We start from the raw sequence: 2426 nt of genomic DNA on the forward strand, positions 1-2426 counted from the left end.
GTCCATTGGCTTCGCGCCGGGCGGGCAAGCCCAGGGCCTGCAGGTACAGGGTAATCGCGTCCAGAGGGCCGTTGGTCAGCTCGGGATGGCGGTCGGCCGACCAGGCGGCGCAGGCGGTCTGCACCGGTGGACAGTTGGGCGTGGGGAAGACCGGGGTGGTGATGCCCATGTCGCCCGCCAGCGCGCCGGCCACCTGCTGGCGCACACTGGGCTGGTTGGCCTTCCAGCCGAAACGGCCCAGCACCGCACGGCCGGCCACCGCGTCCCACACCCGGTTGGGCTGGCCGGCCACGCCCTGGCCGGCCCGGCGCTGGGCTTCGGCCAGGGCGAGGATGTCGGCCTCAGGCACGGCTTCGAGCAGGCCCAGACCGAACATGGGCGGTGCCACGCGCACCGAGGTGAGCACCTCCTCCGCCATCGGCCCGAAGGCCAGATGCTGGAAGGACAGGCTGGGGCGGCGCAGGGTGATCACCGTGCCGTCGGCCAGCGTCACCGGCACCGGCGCCCACTGCAGCACCGCCTCGCCCTCGCCCGGCACACCGGGCACGCCCTGTTCGTTGAGCTGGTCGCCGTAGCGGGGCTCGGGCTGCGGGCCGCCGTGGGCGTCCTGCCCCGGCACCGACAGCCGCACCAGCAGCGAACGCATCGGCTCGGCCGGGCTGTCCGGCGGCGGCGCCCCGCCGTTGCGGGCATGACAGGCGGTGCAGGCCGGCCGGTTGTAGGTGGGCCCCAGACCGGCGATGCCCGGGTCCAGCGAGGGTGAGACGACCCAGGTCTGGCGCACCAGGCCGCGGCCCTGGGCCACGCTGGCCTGGGCTTCGGGCGGCACCGCCGCCCAGACGATGCGGCTGTAGGCCTCGCGGTCGGCAACGGCCACGGTGAGCAGGCCGCCGGCCCCGGGGCCAGGGGCCGGCGTCAGCGCCAGCAGGCCACCACAGGCGGCCAGCGCCGCCAGCCCGGCCAGCGCACGACGCAGCTGTTTCATCAGCACATGGCACATGCGCTGCCCCCTCACGCCAGCCCGGCCGCGGGCTCGCGCGCCAGGATCTGCCGGACCGCCTGCAGCCGCGCGTCGCGCTCGGCCGCCCAGTGGGCCAGCAGCACGCCGCGGGCCGGGTCGGGTGCGGGTTCGTCCTGGCCCGGACGGCGCTCGGGCCAGGCAAAGCGCTGGCGCAACGCCGGGTCGGCCTGCTGAGCCTGTGACACCGGCGGGGCGCTGAGCAGGGCCCGGGCCTCGCGCAGTGCCCCGGTGCCGGAACGGGCGGCCTCGGCCCGGTGCAGGGCCGCCCACAGCGCCGCCTGCTCGCCATGGCGCTGCACCAGGGCCAGGTCGAACAGCGCGGCCACCAGACCGCCGCGCTCGCGGGTCAACCCGCCGTCGTAGGCCAGGTTGCCCGGGGCGAAGGGCCGGGCGGGCAGTTCCGGATGGGCGGCATAGAGGCCCGGCCGCACGGGCAGGCGCCGCACGTCCGGGTGCAGCAGCAGGGTCTGGCCTGGCTCGGACAGGCACAGGGCCGCGAAGGCCTGGGCCAGGGCCGGGTGCGGCGCATCGGCCAGCACCCCGATCTGCGCCGGGTTGTAGGCGGTGCGCCGGGGGTAGACAAAGGCCAGCGGCGCGCCGCCGGCGATGGCCTGGTTGGCGAAGAAGTCGATCGTCAGCCGCGCCGCGCGGGCACCACTGACCACCTGGTCCGGCCCGGGGCTGGCGTCGCTGGCGGCGCCGAAGTCGGCATTGGCGCCCAGCGCGGCCAACAGGGCCCAGCCCGCCTCCCAGCCAGGGCCCTGCAGCAGGGCCTCGATCAGCACCGGCGCGAAGCCGATGCGGCCGGGGATGGGGATCTGGATCTGGCCTGCGTAGGCGGGGTGGGCCAGGTCGGCCCAGTCGGTCGGTGCCGGGCGGCCCAGGCGCTGCACCGCCGCCGGGTGGTAGGCGATGCCGTAGCCGGCCAGCTCGAATGCGGCGTAGCGGCCCTGTGGGTCGTCGATGGGCTGGCCGGCCACGGCATGGGCCAGCGCCGGGCCATCCTGGCGGATGGCCTGCAGGGCTGCGAAGCGGCCCTCCGCCGCCAGTGCCGTGAAGTTGCCGGGCGCGGGGGCCCAGTAGACATCCACCTCGCCGCGGCTGCGGCGCAGGTAGGCCAGCGCATCGGCCGACTGGCGCCAGAGGATCTCCACCCGTGCGCCGGGGTGCAGGCGCTCGAACAACGCCTGGTAGCGCACGCTGAGCTCCTCGGCGTAGCTGGTGAGCACGACCACGGTGCCGGTGCCGGCATCGGCGCTGGCGTCGGCCTCGGCGCCCCGGGCCCAGCCGGAGGCCCCGGCCATGCCCGCGGCCAGGCCGCGCAGCCACCCGCGGCGGGTCCATCGGAAAGTGGATGTCATGCGGGATCTCCGATCAGAAGCGCCCGAGGGCGCTCACCACGAAA

At 76.0% G+C, this 2426-nt stretch carries 2 protein-coding genes; both read right to left on the reverse strand.

Annotation, left to right across the window (positions count from 1 at the left end):
- Positions 1–985: di-heme oxidoredictase family protein (locus tag I73_RS17200; protein WP_026096873.1), on the reverse strand; the 985-nt coding region annotated here is incomplete at its 3' end.
- 26 nt (positions 986–1011) lie between these two features.
- Positions 1012–2382 (reverse strand): ABC transporter substrate-binding protein, encoded by a 1371-nt coding sequence (locus I73_RS17205; protein ID WP_022981748.1) that lies wholly within the window; start codon positions 2380–2382, stop codon positions 1012–1014.
- Positions 2383–2426: the final 44 nt, after the last annotated feature.

This window comes from Ideonella sp. B508-1 (assembly GCF_000333615.1).
Taxonomy (GTDB): domain Bacteria; phylum Pseudomonadota; class Gammaproteobacteria; order Burkholderiales; family Burkholderiaceae_C; genus Ideonella.

Coding starts and splice junctions, on each gene's coding strand:
- I73_RS17205 (WP_022981748.1), bottom strand. CDS start 2,382: ATGACATCCACTTTCCGATGGACCCGCCGCGGGTGGCTGCGCGGCCTG.